This window comes from Vannielia litorea (assembly GCF_018424695.1).
In the GTDB taxonomy this organism is placed as follows: Bacteria; Pseudomonadota; Alphaproteobacteria; order Rhodobacterales; family Rhodobacteraceae; genus Vannielia; species Vannielia litorea_A.
The window spans coordinates 1-15,068 of sequence record NZ_QTNQ01000013.1 but is presented as its reverse complement, the minus strand read 5'-3'; the positions used below and the strand labels follow the sequence as shown (position 1 = coordinate 15,068).

Here is a 15,068-nt window from a genome sequence, read left to right as displayed (position 1 = left end):
TTGCCGTCGGTCGTGTTCGTATTGACCTTGCGAGATAAGGCGGAAGAGCGCAACTGATATGGCGTTGCTCAACTGATCGCGGCCGCAACTCGTCGTACACACCTGCCAAACCAACGTTGCGCAGGTGTGTACATGGTCAGAGAGACTGCCCCATCTTCGAAGTTCGTTGCCTACGAGCGGGTCTCCACCGCCCGGCAGGGCAGGTCCGGGCTGGGGCTTGAAGCTCAGCGGCAAGCCATCGATGACTTCGCCTCATCCCGACGCGCCACGGTCATCGCCCGCTTCACCGAGGTCGAGAGCGGCAAGCGCAACGACAGGCCGGAACTGGACCGGGCGCTGACCCTCGCCCGGCTTACCGGCGCCACCTTGGTCATCGCCAAGCTCGACCGCCTCTCCCGCAATGCGGCCTTCCTGTTGACCCTCCGAGACAGCGGCGTGCGGTTCCTTGCCGTCGACATGCCGGAAGCCAACGACCTGACCGTGGGCATCATGGCGCTGGTTGCTCAGCAGGAGCGGGAAGCCATCTCCCGACGCACGAAAGAGGCGCTGGCAGCCGCGAAGGCGCGCGGGGTGAAGCTGGGCAACCCCAACGGCGCCGCAGCCCTCAGGCGGGCAGGGGAGGGCGGTGCGGCGCTCCGTGCGACGGTGTCGCGGAACGCGGATGAGTTCGCGGCGGGGTTGGCGGAGGTCGTGGCGGCAATCCGGGCGGAGGGGCATGTGTCGCTGCGAGCGATCGCGGCGGAGCTCAATGCGCGCGGGATCCTCACCCGGCGGGGTGGGCGGTGGCAGGTGTCGAATGTGCGGGATTTGTTGAAGCGGCTTGGTCCTTCCTGGGTGACTTGAAGCTTTAGGTTAGCACTAACCACAAGGTTTCGGGCCCGACGCAAAATTGGCGTGTACTGCGCCATCTCGGTTGGGGATGATATCAGGCACTGCCAGTTTCCTTCATCACATCGCCTCAAACGTGCAGGACCTCCTTTCGCGGATCCAGCTCGCCGAGAATGGGCTCAATCCAGTCAGACTTATGACAGATTCGTCCGACAACTTTTGCGTTAGCTAGCCCCAAAACATTGTGCGCTATGCGTGAAGAAACTACTCAGGGTTCCTGCTCGGGAAAGGGTGTTGTGGATGAGGGAACGAGACATGCGAATTCTTGCAGTCGATGATGACGAGACTTTCTTGCAACTGCTTCGGACGGTACTGGGCGAAGCCGGATATGAAGATCTGGAGACCGCGCTCTGTGCGGAAGACGCAATGCGCAAGGTCGCGGAGGCGACGTCTCCATTCGATTGCGTTCTGCTCGATATCGCGATGCCCGGCACAGACGGTATCGAGCTGTGCCGTAGCATCCGGGCCCTGCCGGACTACCGTATCAAGCCGATCCTCATGCTCACGGCCAAACTGGATGACGCTTCGATCGAGCAGGCCTTTAATGCGGGCGCCTCGGATTACGTGACAAAGCCGGTCCGTGGCCTCGAGTTAGGGGCCCGCATTCGTACCGCGCGCCTGCTTGCCGAGCAGACGCGACGGTCGGCGGGTCTCGAGCGATCCGCCGCACAACTTGCGTCTCGCTTGGAAAAGCTGGCGCGCAGGCCGCTTGACGAGTCCTTCACCATCAAGGGCGTGTCGGCCAGCATGTCCGATCGCGATTTGGAACAGTTGCTGATGTTACTTCCCAGCAAGATATTCGCCACCGAGGCGTTCGCTCTGCGCATCGAGGGTATTCAGGAACTCTACGACAATAGCTCCGCTGAACAGTTCAACGCGCTGTTGACGGAAGTGGCGGGCAGCATCTCCGCAAAGCTCTCATCGACGCAGCACTTCATCTCTTATGCCGGAAGCGGCGTGTTCGGCTGCGTGGTGTTGGGCAGTGGCCGGCGTGAATTAGGTATTGATCTGAACTCGCCGGGGTTATGGAACCTGAAGTCCGAAGCGTTCGGTGATGAAACGCTAGATATCTGTGTGACCATGAGCAGAACACGGCGGCCGAAGTTGGAGACTGGAAAGGGATGCGTGCAGACGCTACGCATGGCGACTGCGGGAGCCACCGAAGACCGCCTTATGCACCGCCTGCAAATGGAACTCGACCAGAACAGGCTGCGAGATGGCGTCATCGTGCCGCGCCGACCGCGCTTGGGGGTCTCACGGCGCCAGCGACCGACACCAATCGATGCATAACTAGACGCCCTTTGCGGATTGCTCCCAGACCTCGACGACTTCGGTTGCCAGAGTGAGCGGGTCGAACGGCTTTGCAATGACACGTTGCGTGCCGAGGGTCATCAAGTGCGCAATGTCATCAGAGTGCGCCTTCGCCGTCATGAAGATAACGGGGGCAGTGGCAAGACCATCCAGTTGGCGCAACGCCGCAAGGGTTTCCTCTCCCGTCATGTCGGGCATCATGACATCCAAGAGAAGGATGTCGGGGGAGAATTTCTGGGCGACCTCCAAAGCCTCTAATCCGCTGGAGCATTGCAGGACCTCGAGTTCACCAACGACCGCAAGGGCAATCTGCGTAATTGCGCGGATGTCGTCATCGTCGTCTACATGAAGCACGCGAGGACGGGCCGTAGCGGGATCAGTCATTCAGTCAATCTGTCCGTATTTAGATCAGCGCCTTCTTAGTCACACACTAAACTCTTGGTAGAATGATAGCAGAATCCCGGCCTTTCGGAAAACTTAGTTTTTCATGGGTGTATCGGGTGCCGGAGCCGTGCTAACGACGAAAATTGCAGCCTGTGAGCGATCACCATCGAGTTCGAAGCGCGGCCCTGCTGGAACGGCCTCCATTCCGATCCTCTTCAGCCAGCGCTGGAACACTGCAGGTACTATACCGATGACATTGTCGGCCCCTTCTTCGCGCGCGGCCTCCGCCATCTTCAGCATCAGAAGGCGTTGCACTTCCGGACGCCACTGAGCGGGCACCGTGTCTAGCAGGAAAAGGCGTGTGGCCTCCCATATTCGGTCCGACACCGGTGCCTCCCCGAAGAGGGGGTCTAGTGGAAGTCCTTGGAGCAGTCCAAGTTGCGCATCACGGATCATATAGGAGTGCAGTCCACAGCGTGCCGTCGTTGGAGCGATGCGTATGCCGGCCAGTACCTTACCGTCCTCGTGCACGGCGATCCATCGCGCCTCAGGCGTGTCGTACTGGTCGAACTCCATGCCCCGGGTTTCAGAGAGCTGCCAGCCCTTCGATACGATAAAGACCTGCCGACGCGCCTTGAGGTATTTCACGAACAGATCGCCATGCAGATGCATCGTTTCGAGAGACATTGATGTGGCCTGAAGGCCGCTGGTTGCGGGAATCTTCGGCCTGCTCTGTGCCCTTGACTGCAGCCGCTCGGCGCGCCCGAACGTTAAGTGCTTCACAACTCCCGGTGTCACGAGCTCAGGGAACACTCGTTGAGCTTTGGTCAAGTCCCGACTGTGACAGTGATGCATTTTAGCCCCAACCCCTAGTAGATCACCCGGTTACCATCATTCTTATGAGTTGCATGCCGGCGCCATACTTTCGCCGCGTTAACCTCTTACTCAGCTTATAAGTGTGTCGGAAAGGCACCGTTCAAGCGCAGACAATGATCGCGGCGCCAAGGTTCGGAGAGGCAAGGTGACGCAGCAAACTAGAAGAGATGGGCCAGGACTACGATCACGAAAGAACGTGGTCCGGGCCAAGCAAATGAAGGATTATGCTGAGGTCGGACGAAAGCTCGTCTGGCAGCGGCAGATCATATTCGCGGCAGCCCTCGCCTTGGCGGGCTATTACTACAGCATTACGCTCGCTTTGATGACCGGGGGTCTCATTGCTTTGTCGGAGATTTACGACTTCATTGTCTTCCAGCGCATTCTCGCGTGGGACGGCCGCGATGCTGCGGTAGCGCGACGCCTACTCAACCGGCTCTATGTCGGGACAGTGCTCAGCGCCTCGGTCATCGTCTTTTATTCCGTCTCGATCGCTTTGGCTCAGGGTCCAGGGACACACTTCATGTCTCTTTTCTTTCTGTTCGCCGCCGCGCTCTTCGCCGCCATGAACAACCACCACATAGTACCAATTCTTGTCGTTCGGATCGGTATGTATGGGGCAACGTTTCTTCTCATCCCGATTTATGACATCTGGGTCACGGGCGCGACTATCCGGTCGGAACTTTGGGCGCAGCTCTTCACCAGCGTCTTTGTGCTTTACTTCGTGATCGATTGCTCGCACATCTATCTGTCGTTCTACCGGCGCAACCTCGACCAAGTGGAAGCGCTGAAGATAGAAAACCGCAAAGCGCAGCAGGCCTACAATGCAAAGAGCGAATTCATCTCGACGATGAGCCATGAACTCCGCACACCACTCACCTCCATCAAGGGGTCCATCGACCTCGCCCATGCCGGACACCTGGGCGCGATCAGCGAAAAGGCCGAGCAGGTGATGGGCATCGCCAAGCGCAATTGCACACGGCTGATCGAGTTGATCGACGAAATCCTCGACCTCCAGAAGATCGAGGCGGGGCGCATGCCCTTCAACATGCAGCGGATTGACCTGCGCGATCTGGTCGAGCAGTCGGTTGACGCCAACGCCCCTTATGCCGCGCGCCTTGGCGTGCGGCTCGCCTATGACTCCGATGTCGATCACCTGGCTGTGGTTGGGGACCCGGCGCGAATCGAGCAGGTGCTTACCAACATCATTTCCAATGCGGCCAAGTTCTCTCCCGAGGGCAGCCTGGTTCGCGTGCACCTGGCTGTCGAGGGCGGGCGGGCGCGGGTGTCGGTGATCGACGAGGGGCCTGGTCTTGCGGACCGCGATCGCGAGCGCGTCTTCGACAAGTTCAGCCAAGTCGATTCGTCAGACACTCGAAAGATCGGTGGCACCGGTCTCGGCATGAATATTTCCAAGCGGATCATTCAGGCCCACAAAGGCTTCATCGACTATCGGAAGAACGAGGACACCGGCACGACCTTCTATTTCGAGCTGGACCTCGCCGACGACCAGCGCGAGGCGCAGCCGGCCGAATTGGAAGCTGTGGCAGAGCTGACAGAAACTGGCGGGACCGCCCGGGAATGTATTGCCGCGAGCTGAGCAGTCCTGCACCCGTCCAGTAAATTTCCCGGCGAACTTTCAGAATTTATCAAAAAGTCTCTCGCAACTTGCGGGTGATCCAAATTTCGCCTTAATCGCCTCGTAGGATTCCTTCGAGCACAAGGAGTAGCTTGATGAAAATCCTCGCGGTAGACGACGATCCCATATTTCGGGCGGCGTTCGAGGCCGTTCTCCGGCATCATGACATCAATGATTTCGCGATGGCCTCGTCCGGGCAAGAAGCGCTGAAGTTGGTCGGTCAGGAGGCGGTGCCCTTCGACTGCATCTTCGTGGATATCCAGATGCCCGAAATGAACGGGATCGAGCTCACCGGTATTCTTCGTGCGATGGACCCGGAACGCCGCTCCCAGATTGTCATGGTCACCGGTATGTCCGGGCGCCAGTTCATTGATCAAGCCTTCATGGCGGGCGCGGTCGACTACATCACGAAACCGCTCGACGACCTTGAGTTTAAGACCCGCCTTGCTTCGATCCGGCGCGTGCACGAAAGCCGACTTCGTGCCGCTGCAATTCAGGATCAGCTGGAAGTGGTCACGTCACATCAACACCAGTTCGACTTCGAAGACGCCGAAACGCCGCCAGATGTAAAAGGGGTGATCTCCTTCGCCGCACTACGCAACTACCTGAAGGCTATCGGCCGTCCGCGGTATGCGATCAGCCAGCGCATCGGATTCAGCGTCGAGAACGCAGCAAACATTTATGTCCGTACCAATGACGAGGAGTTCCTAGACATAATGGCCGACGTGGCGGAGGTGATCGTCGACACGTTGAAATCCCAGAACCTGCTTGTTGCCTACGCCGGCTGCGGCGAGTTCATGGTGGTGACCTCGACCATCCACCTCGCCTCGCAGGAACAGCTCGAAACCCAGATCAACACGGCGCTGGAGGATTACCAGGAAACCTATCTCATCAACTGTGCACCGGTCGTGCGAGTGGGCAAGCCCACGCGCGGTTCCTTCTTTTCACGGAGGACGATTGATGAAAGCATCGAGGAAACCCTGATCTCCGCCCGTGCCCGACCGACCATGCAAGGATTCGCGATTAAGAGGTTCGCCTGATGAGCAGCACCTACCGGCCGCATAGCCCCGAGGAATCCGCCGCCCACGATTTCACCCAGATGCTCGCGCCTGTCCGGGCGGCCTTCATTGCCTCGCTACCCGAACATATCGAGGCCTTCGAGAACTACTGCAACCTAGAAGCCCGAGCAGCGCGGCTAGAGGTTGCCGACACGTTAACTCGCCGCGCACATCGGATCTTCGGTGTCGCTGAAACGCTCAGCTTTCCAAAGCTTGGGAGGACGGCCCTTAAGCTGGAAGTCGAGATGTCAAATGACGATACAGGCACCGACTTGTCGCAGCTTGCCGGGGAGCTGGTGTCGGAAATGTATCATGCTCTCAATTCCTGACTTCTGCTGACCCTCTGACACAGAGGAGGGCATCGCGGTGGCACCAGTTTGGGAACGCATTCGGCGGACAAGCCTACACCGGACGCAACCCGTGAAGCACACCTTCGACCGTGCCATCGCACGCGCTGAAAGCCGCGTGCAGAGGAAATGCAGCTCCGTAATGGCGCATCGCCTCCGACTGGTCAGTTCCTAGGGCACTTCAGCTGATGCGGTGCCTCAAGCACTGCGGAGTATTTATCCTGGGAGCTACGGGTATCCTTGTGCGCCGATGATGATCTGTTGCGTCGCGGTCTGTGGGAGAGCGCCGAACGATCTTAAGAGAGAAGCGGCTGAACGCGCTCGGCCCAGTTGGCCGGATACAACGACACTTTTTCTCCAACGTTGCCGTGCCGTGGCCAGTCCTCTGCCGAGAGCCAGCCAGGGCGATCAATTTGCAAACCGCCGATCGCACAGGAACTGGAGGTATCTGCAGCCCGGCACAAAGCGGTAGGGTGCGAGTAACAATGATCAGAAAAACAACTCGACGTCGAATTTTCACCACATCCCGATGCGATTGTTTTACGTAGCGACAACGGACGTGTGGGGCAGACTCGGATGACATGCTTGGATGGACTGCTTGCGGATCCAGTTTTCCTGGGGACGGCTGGGGTTAGTTTGGTCGCACTTCTTGCGATGATCCGTATGTTGAGAAAGCCACCCTTCAATGGGCAAGTCTTCTTGGCACTAACGTTCATTGGCGTAGCTTGGACCCTAATCATGGTCGGTCTTGAGGCTGCGTCGACCGGCTTCTCTTGCCAGATGACGTGGGCCACCCTCGCCTGGCCGGGGAATGCGCTTGTACCTGTCGCCTGGTGTTTTTTCGTGGTTGCCTACCTCAATGACGCCGATGAGATAGCCAGGAGCCGTCTGCGCGTTCTTCTTGCTTTAGTGCCAGCAGTCGTCTTTGCCGTGGCCGCAACTAACCCATGGCACCACCTTGTTTATAGCGAAGCGACGGCTATTCCCGCTGGTCAGGAGAATGTGCGATACATCCACGGGCCTGGTTTTTACCTGATAATCGCCAGCCTTTATATATTCGTGATAGTGGGGCTGGTGTGCATCGCGCGTGCCTCTACCCGGGCGAAGCGAACGGCTTGGCCGCTGCTCGCTGTGCTGGCGATCGTGACCTTAACGCCCCTGATGACCAATGCGGCGTATGTTGGCCTTGGTCTTACCGTGTTCGGGTTGGACCCGACGGCTTTCATGTTCACTCTCGGTATCTTGGTCTTCACCTGGATGCTCATGACGAGCAAGACGATGGACATGGCTAGCGTCGGCCAGTCTGTCCTGTTCGACAAGATGAGCGAACCGGTCGCGCTGATCGATCGCCGTGGTGCCGTGGTGCTGATGAACTCGGAGGCCAAACGCCGCGGTCTGAACGAGCTGAAGAGCGCCGCGGGGGCTATCTTGTTTGCCGAACACGGAGCGCATTCGGCCGGCGAAAGCGTGCAGCATCTGACCATCGGTAAGAGGGTCTACGAACCGCGTATCCAGCACATCGAGAACCCCTTGAACCCAAATGGTGCCCTTCTCGGGCGGAGCATCACCTTTGTCGACATCACCGAACGCCTCGCAATCAACGCGGCACTGGAAGAGGCCTTGAAACGTGCCGATGACGCCAACCGGGCGAAGGACGAGTTCATCTCTTTCGTGAGTCACGAGATGCGCACGCCTCTGACGTCGCTGCGAGGTGGCCTGACGCTGGCGCTGAGCGACCGCCTCGGCGAGTTGAGCCCGCCGCTCCGGTCTCCCCTAATGATTGCCCACCGCAATTGTGGCCGACTTGCGCGGCTCGTCGATAACATTCTGCTGGCGCAGAAGCTCGAGATCGAGGCGTTGGCGTTGGAGAACGTCCCTATCAACCTAGAGACCCTCCTCGACGAAAGCTTTGAAGAGAACCGAATGTTCGCCGAAGAGCGTGGTGTACAGCTACAGAAACGCAGCGCGGCGACTGAAGCGCACATCAACGGTGATGCATTCGCTATCCGACAAATCATCGACAACCTTGTATCCAACGCCATCAAGTTCTCGCCTCAGGACGAGGTTGTGGAGGGTCGTCTAGAGATGGCCGAGGGGCGTGTTAGGCTTTCAATCACGGACAGCGGACAAGGGATTCCACCCGGGCTCGAGAAAAAGGTTTTCGGCCGGTTTGACCAAGTCCTTGGAAGCGACCAGGGCGCGACAAAGGGCTCGGGTCTCGGACTGCACATCTCAAAGCAACTAGCTGCGAAGATGGAAGGAAACATATTCTACGAGAGTAGCCATGGGGAGGGAGCGACTTTCTACGTCGAGTTTCCTCAAGCAGTTCCGCAGAGGTTGGCACCGGTCCGCTGCGCTTGATCTTTATGAGACTGTCGCCCACCTTGAAATTTCAGGGTGCCAAGCAGCGTCGAACCTGAGCTTGAGTGTGTGTTTGACCAAGTAGCCACAGATGGACAATGTTGCAGAACGCAAAGTTGTGGTGCCTACAACTTGGTGCTCCCGTTAGGGGCCGCGCTAGTTACCTATCCTTGGTAAGTGCCGTACCTCGTACAACCTTGGATCGGTTTTTCGGCTCGAGGGGACGCATCTCTGTTGCAGTGCATTGAGTGCCGGAGAAGGTTGGGTATCAGGCCCATCCCCTCCGCCACTTGCCCTTGAGAAAGCGTTCTCCCGAACCGGCTGCGGCCGGATTTTCCTTTCTTTTAAAAGGGGTTTGCGGGGCAGACTGAGCACTGATGTTGGCGATCAGCAGCCAAAATATGTTCTCTCCGGCCGATTGTCTCCGAACCTGATGACTGCGCCGATTTGGTGCGGTTTCTGTAAGTCATTGAAGAAGTGTGACTTCGTGACTGCTAACCTGAACACTTCGACCCGGGTGCCAATCACCCTAATGTCCCTGCGTTCCAACGTTCACTGCTTCTTTTTCCTGTTGGGAGGGCGTTGATGTACTGCGAAATATTATTTGGTTTCAATAGCTGCGCTAGTACCTGGCCCCTTGAGGAAGATGTAGATAGCGAAGAATGAGCTTGCTGGAATGAGGCGGAAGCAACTTGATGCGCTTCGGCTCAAGATAGAAGCCAAGCTGAACGACATGGACAACCGCGACAAGCAAGCAGCCATAGCGTCCGCTGAGGCGGCAGCCAAGGGTTACGGCTTCACCCTGAACGAGTTGGTTGGGCAGCCAAAGAAGAAGCGTAAGGATGCCGGCAAGCCGACTTCACCCAAGTATAAGCACCCGGATAACCCAGCGGTGACCTGGTCCGGTCGCGGTCGTAAGCCTGCTTGGATCAAGGAAGGGCTGGAAAGCGGCAAGTCACTGGAGGAGTACCTGATCCGGTAAGAAGGGCGGGAAGCGGACTTTCGCGGCGAGCGCGAACGTGCTCCGGACCATCCGCTGAAGCGGACCATCAGGAGGGCCTGACTTGCTGGAGGCTGCATGATCGCAGACTGGAGCGGAGCGCGGTCTTTGGCTGAAGATTAAATGCTTCGATTGTCTTCATCGGTTCCCGGACATTGGCTGCCATGTCGCGGGATATGTGAATGTTACGCTTGCGCATTCCCGCACAGTTTTCCTTGAGACACGGTCGAGATGCGCTACGTTAACGAGCGCATTGAGCGGGCTGCTGCAACATCAAGGTCCAGCATCCGCCAAGGTGCACAACGGGAGGAGACAACATGAAACCACAAAAATATGACCGTCGCTCGTTCTTGAGGAAAAGCGCGCTGGCGGGCGGAGCGGCCACGGGTGCTGTACTGGCGGCACCGGCAGTTCTGGCCCAGTCGCCCATCGTGATGAAGATGCAGACCTCGTGGCCCGCGTCCGACATCTGGGACGAGTTCGCCAAGGATTACGGCCGGCGGGTAGAAGAAATGTCGGGCGGCCGGCTCAAGATCGACGTGCTGCCGGCGGGTGCCGTGGTGGCCGCGTTCCAGGTGCTCGACGCCGTGAACGACGGGCTGCTCGACGCCGCGCACTCGGTGCCGGTCTACTGGTACGGCAAGAACAAGGCGGCTTCGCTCTTCGGCACCGGCCCGGTGTTCGGCGGCTCCGCCACGACCATGCTGAGCTGGTTCTACGAGGGCGGCGGCGCGGAGCTTTACCGCGAGCTGACCCAGGACATCATGGGCCTCGATATCGTCGGCTACATGGGCTTCCCGATGTTCGCGCAGCCGTTTGGCTGGTTCAAGGGTGAGGTGAACACGGTGGCCGACCTCCAGGGCTTCAAGTATCGGACGGTGGGCCTTGCCGCCGACCTGATGCAGAAGCTCGGCATGTCGGTGGCGCAGCTGCCCGGCGGCGAGATCGTTCCGGCGATGGAGCGCGGCGTGATCGACGCCTTCGAGTTCAACAACCCGACCTCCGACCGCCGCTTCGGTGCGCAGGACGTGGCGACGAACTACTACCTGTCGTCCTATCACCAGGCCTCCGAGAGCTTCGAGTTCCTGTTCTCGCGGACCTTCCTGGAGGATCTCGACCCCGATCTCCAGGCGATCCTGAAATACGCCGTGGAAGCGGCCTCGACCGCCAACACCGCCAAGGCGATGCGGCAGTACTCCACCGACCTGGCCGAGCTGCAGGAAGCGGGCGTGAACGTGAAGCGGACATCGAAGGAAATCCTCGATGCCCAGCTGAAGGCCTGGGATGAGCTGATCCCCGAGCTGGAGCAGGACGAGTTCATGAAGCGTTGCCTCGACAGCCAGCGTGAGTGGGTCGAGAAGGTGGCCTACTACGAGCTGATGAACGCGCCCGACTATGCGCTTGCGTTCGAGCACTACTTCCCGGGCAAGCTGGCCCTCTGAGCCATCTGGCCTGACAAAACTCCCTGGCGCGGCGGTTCCGCGCCGGGGAAATTGACTGTGGGGAGGGGACAACCTTGATCGGGTTCATTCGGTTTGCCGACAACCTGTCGGCCTGGTTCGGCAAGGCCTTTGCCTGGCTCATCATCCTGATGGCCGTGGGCACGGGCTATGAGGTTTTCGTGCGCTACGTGCTGAACGCGCCGACCGCATGGGCACTGGACGTGAGCTTCATCATGTATGGCACCATGTTCATGATGGCGGGGGCCTACACGCTTTCACGCGGGGGGCATGTGCGGGGCGACTTCCTGTATCGGCTCTGGCAGCCGAAGACCCAGGCCAAGCTCGACCTTGTGCTCTACTTCCTCTTCTTTTTTCCCGGCGTGCTGGCCCTGATCATCTCGGGCTGGAAATACGCCGCCCGCTCCTGGCAATACGGCGAGGTCAGCATCAACAGCCCCGCGGGCGTGCCGATCTACCAGTTCAAGACGGTGATCGTGGCGGCTGGCATCCTGCTGTTCATCCAGGGCATCGCGCAGGTCTGCCGCTGCCTGCTGGCAATCCGTACCAATGAATGGCTCCAGGCCGAGGAAGATGTCTTCGAGACCGAAGACCTCCTGATGAAACAGGCCGCAGAGGCCGAAAAGGATGCTCATCCATGACGGATCCGCAAATCGCCCTGATGATGCTGGGGCTGTTCATCGTCTTCGTGTTTCTCGGTTTCCCGATCGCCTTCACCCTGATGGCCATGGGCATCGGCTTTGGCTACTACGCCTATTTCGACGCGCGGCGGCAGTGGCGCGGCTTCGACCGATTGGACGAAACCGCAACCACGTGGGACTCATGGTCGACCTGGTTTGAAGGTTTTATAAACAACCGAATATTCGACCTCTTCGTGAACCAGACCTACACGGTCATGTCGAACGAGGTGCTCACCGCCGTGCCGCTCTTCCTGTTCATGGGTTACATCGTGGAACGGGCCAACATCGTGGACCGGCTGTTCTCCACCCTCAACATCGCCTCCAAGGACCTGCCCGGCTCGATGGGCGTGGCCGCGCTCATCACCTGCGCGCTCTTCGCCACCGCCACCGGCATCGTCGGCGCGGTTGTCACCCTGATGGGCCTGCTCGCCCTGCCTCAGATGCTGAAAGCGCGTTACAACCCGTCCTTCGCCAGCGGCATCATCTGCGCGGGTGGCACGCTGGGCATCCTGATCCCGCCCTCGATCATGCTGATCGTCTACGCGGCGGCCTCGGGGGTTTCGATCGTGCGGCTCTACGCGGCGGCGCTGCTGCCCGGCCTGGTGCTGGTGGGGCTTTACCTGACTTATGTGATCGGTCGGTCGATCCTGCAACCCTCGGTCGCCCCGCGCCCGAGCAAGGATGAAGTGCCCGACATGCCGCTCGGCAAACTCTGGATGATGATCGTCACGTCCTTTTTGCCGCTGGCCTTCCTCATTCTCGCGGTGCTCGGCTCGATCCTCTTCGGCCTCGCGACACCGACCGAGGCGGCCTCCATCGGCGCGTTGGGCGGCATCCTTCTGGCCTTTGTCTACCGCGCGATGACATGGCAGCGGTTGCGCGAGAGCGTCTATCTGACGGTGCGCACCACGGCGATGGTGTGCTGGCTCTTCGTCGGCTCCTACGTGTTCTCGGCGGTGTTCTCCTACCTCGGCGGCGAGCATGTGATCTCCGAGTTCGTGCAGTCGCTCAACCTGTCGCCGCTGATGTTCCTGATCCTTGCGCAGTTGATCATCTTCCTGCTCGGCTGGCCGCTGGAATGGTCGGAGATCATCATCATCTTTGTGCCGATCTTCCTGCCGCTGCTGGCGATCTTCGAGGTCGATCCGCTGTTCTTCGGCATCCTCGTGGCACTGAACCTGCAAACAAGCTTCCTGACGCCGCCCATGGCGATGTCGGCCTATTACCTCAAGGGCATCGCCCCGCCGGAGGTGCGGCTGACGCAGATCTTCTCGGGGGTCATGCCCTTTCTGCTCTGCGTCCTCGTGTCGATGGTGCTGATGTATGTCTTCCCGCAGGTCGTCTTCTACCTGCCGGAGCTGTTCTATGGCCGCTGACGGGGGACAAGCGGCCAGCCTGCTGGCACTTGGCGCGGTGGAGCTGAGGGACCGACTCGCCTCGGGCGCACTCGATGCGATCACGTTGGTCGAGACCTGCATTGCGCGGATCGAGGCGCGGGAGGCGGAGGTGGGGGCCTGGGCCTTCTTCGACGCCGGCTTCGCCCGGCATCAGGCCAAGGTGATGGACGAGATGCGCCGCTCTGGCCGCCCGATCGGGCCGCTGCACGGGTTGCCGGTCGGGCTGAAGGACGTGATCGATACCGCCCGGATGCCCACCGAGAACGGCTGCGCGCTGGATGCGGGCCGGGTGCCGATGCAGGACGCCGCGATTGTCGAGAAGCTGAAGGCGGCGGGGGCGATCATCATGGGCAAGACGGTTTCGACCGAGCTGGCCTTCATGCACCCCGGCCGCACCCGCAACCCTCACAACCTCGCCCACACGCCCGGCGGCTCCTCCTCGGGCTCGGCGGCGGCGGTGGCCGACGGCATGGTGCCGCTCACCGTGGGCACCCAGACCGGCGGCTCGGTGATCCGGCCCGCCTCCTTCTGCGGCGTCACCGGCTTCAAGCCCACATTCGGCGCAATCTCGCGGCGGGGCGTTTTGAAGCAATCGCAGACGCTGGACACGCTCGGCGTGTTCGCCACCGACCCGACCGGCGCGGCGATGCTGGCCGATGTGCTCTGCGGCTACGATCCGGCAGACAGCGCCACCCGCCCCGCGCCGCACCCGGCGATGGAACGCACCGCCCTCTCGGCTCCGCCCATGCCCCCGGTTTTTGCCGTGGTGCGCCCGCCCGGTTGGGACGGGGCGCATGACGACCTCAAGGAAGCTTTTCTGGCGCTCGAGGAGGAGCTGGGCGAGCAGGCCTTTGCGGTGGAGTTGCCGGCCCTGTTCGGGGAGGCCGCCGCACAGCGCCAGCGGATCAACTTTGCCGAGATGTCGCGCAACTACTACCGCTACGAGCGCGACGGGGCCGAGACGTTGGGCGCGGTGACACTGGAGGCGATCCGCGAGGGCGCCGCCACCCCGGCGCGAGACTACCTCGCCGCACTCGACTGGCCCGGCATCCTGAACGCCGGGCTGGATGAGATCTTCACCCGCTGTGACGCGATCCTTTGCCCCGCCGCCCCCGGCCCCGCACCCGAGGGCCTTGGCTCGACCGGGGACGCCATCTTCAACGGGCTGTGGACGCTCTGCGGCACCCCTGCCGTCACCCTGCCTCTGCTGACCGCCTCAAACGGGCTGCCAATGGGCGTGCAGCTGGTGGGACGGCGCGAAGAAGACGGACGCCTCCTGCGCTCGGCGCGGTGGCTTTTTGAACGACTGAGTGAGTGAAAGGACCAACGGAACATGAATGCAATTCTCGCCTTCCTCGCCTTTGCGGTCATCGCCGCCTTCGCCGCGATCCTGGCCTTCGAAGTCCCAAGCCCGGATCTTGTCGTGGTCATTGTGCTGACATTAGCTCTGGTCGCCTACGACTTCATCACCACGATACGCGATCGACGCGATTAGGTTCAGGACTCATAGCCAGTAGATGACGATAACGGCGAGAGCGATGGTTGAGAGGAAGACCTTCGGGCATCTGTCGTATCGGGTTGCCACGCGCCTCCAGTCCTTGAGTCTGCCGAACATGATCTCGATCCGGTTGCGCCGTTTGTAGCGGCGCTTGTTGTACTTCACGGTTTTC

15 protein-coding genes are annotated in these 15,068 nt (G+C 60.2%); 12 read left to right on the top strand and 3 right to left on the bottom strand.

All coding sequences use genetic code 11. The features are described from left to right. Positions 1–132 precede the first annotated feature (132 nt). A complete protein-coding gene (locus DYI42_RS06840; RefSeq protein ID WP_213545189.1) occupies positions 133–843 on the top strand; it encodes a recombinase family protein in 711 nt (236 codons plus the stop codon). A gap of 240 nt (positions 844–1,083) precedes the next feature. Continuing rightward, positions 1,084–2,178, top strand: coding sequence for a response regulator (locus DYI42_RS06835; RefSeq protein WP_213545188.1), 1,095 nt, complete (start codon positions 1,084–1,086; stop codon positions 2,176–2,178). Here the strand turns inward: DYI42_RS06835 and DYI42_RS06830 are convergent, their stop codons facing one another. Both DYI42_RS06830 and DYI42_RS06825 read right to left on the bottom strand, forming a co-directional pair. Further along, entirely contained in the window at positions 2,179–2,583 is a 405-nt protein-coding gene (locus DYI42_RS06830; protein WP_213545187.1) for a response regulator, read from the bottom strand. 93 nt (positions 2,584–2,676) lie between these two features. After that, positions 2,677–3,270: an acyl-homoserine-lactone synthase gene (locus DYI42_RS06825; protein ID WP_213545186.1), complete on the bottom strand. Its 594-nt coding sequence runs from the start codon at positions 3,268–3,270 to the stop codon at positions 2,677–2,679. Positions 3,271–3,673: 403 nt separating this feature from the next. On the opposite strand from DYI42_RS06825, the gene DYI42_RS06820 reads away from it, so the two are divergent. The 10 genes from DYI42_RS06820 to DYI42_RS06775 all read left to right on the top strand — a co-directional run bounded on the left by DYI42_RS06820 (position 3,674) and on the right by DYI42_RS06775 (position 14,893). After that, the gene (locus DYI42_RS06820; protein WP_213545185.1) at positions 3,674–5,056 is read left to right on the top strand and encodes a sensor histidine kinase; all 1,383 of its coding nucleotides are present in this window, start codon (positions 3,674–3,676) and stop codon (positions 5,054–5,056) included. 134 nt (positions 5,057–5,190) lie between these two features. Then, positions 5,191–6,135, top strand: a complete 945-nt coding sequence (locus DYI42_RS06815) for a response regulator (RefSeq protein WP_213545184.1) — start codon at positions 5,191–5,193, stop codon at positions 6,133–6,135. Further along, positions 6,135–6,482: an Hpt domain-containing protein gene (locus tag DYI42_RS06810; RefSeq protein ID WP_213545183.1), complete on the top strand. Its 348-nt coding sequence runs from the start codon at positions 6,135–6,137 to the stop codon at positions 6,480–6,482. The genes DYI42_RS06815 and DYI42_RS06810 overlap by 1 nt, the downstream gene beginning before the upstream one ends. 594 nt (positions 6,483–7,076) lie before the next feature. After that, on the top strand, positions 7,077–8,861 hold the full coding sequence (locus DYI42_RS06805) for a sensor histidine kinase (protein WP_213545182.1): 1,785 nt from the start codon (positions 7,077–7,079) through the stop codon (positions 8,859–8,861). 676 nt (positions 8,862–9,537) lie between these two features. Further along, on the top strand, positions 9,538–9,843 hold the full coding sequence (locus DYI42_RS06800; RefSeq protein WP_213545181.1) for an H-NS histone family protein: 306 nt from the start codon (positions 9,538–9,540) through the stop codon (positions 9,841–9,843). 335 nt (positions 9,844–10,178) lie between these two features. Continuing rightward, positions 10,179–11,303, top strand: a complete 1,125-nt coding sequence (locus DYI42_RS06795; RefSeq protein WP_213545180.1) for a TRAP transporter substrate-binding protein — start codon at positions 10,179–10,181, stop codon at positions 11,301–11,303. Between the two features lie 74 nt (positions 11,304–11,377). Beyond that, on the top strand, positions 11,378–11,962 hold the full coding sequence (locus DYI42_RS06790) for a TRAP transporter small permease subunit (protein WP_213545179.1): 585 nt from the start codon (positions 11,378–11,380) through the stop codon (positions 11,960–11,962). Then, complete coding sequence (locus DYI42_RS06785; protein WP_213545178.1) at positions 11,959–13,377, top strand: TRAP transporter large permease; 1,419 nt, start codon at positions 11,959–11,961, stop codon at positions 13,375–13,377. Before DYI42_RS06790 ends, DYI42_RS06785 begins: the two co-directional genes overlap by 4 nt. Then, the gene (locus DYI42_RS06780; protein ID WP_213545177.1) at positions 13,367–14,716 is read left to right on the top strand and encodes an amidase; all 1,350 of its coding nucleotides are present in this window, start codon (positions 13,367–13,369) and stop codon (positions 14,714–14,716) included. Before DYI42_RS06785 ends, DYI42_RS06780 begins: the two co-directional genes overlap by 11 nt. A 15-nt stretch (positions 14,717–14,731) precedes the next feature. Continuing rightward, entirely contained in the window at positions 14,732–14,893 is a 162-nt protein-coding gene (locus tag DYI42_RS06775) for a hypothetical protein (protein ID WP_213545176.1), read from the top strand. Between the two features lie 9 nt (positions 14,894–14,902). On the opposite strand, the gene DYI42_RS06770 is transcribed toward DYI42_RS06775, so the two are convergent. Then, positions 14,903–15,068, bottom strand: a 166-nt coding sequence (locus DYI42_RS06770) for a transposase (protein WP_213545244.1), incomplete at its 5' end; no start/stop codon positions are given.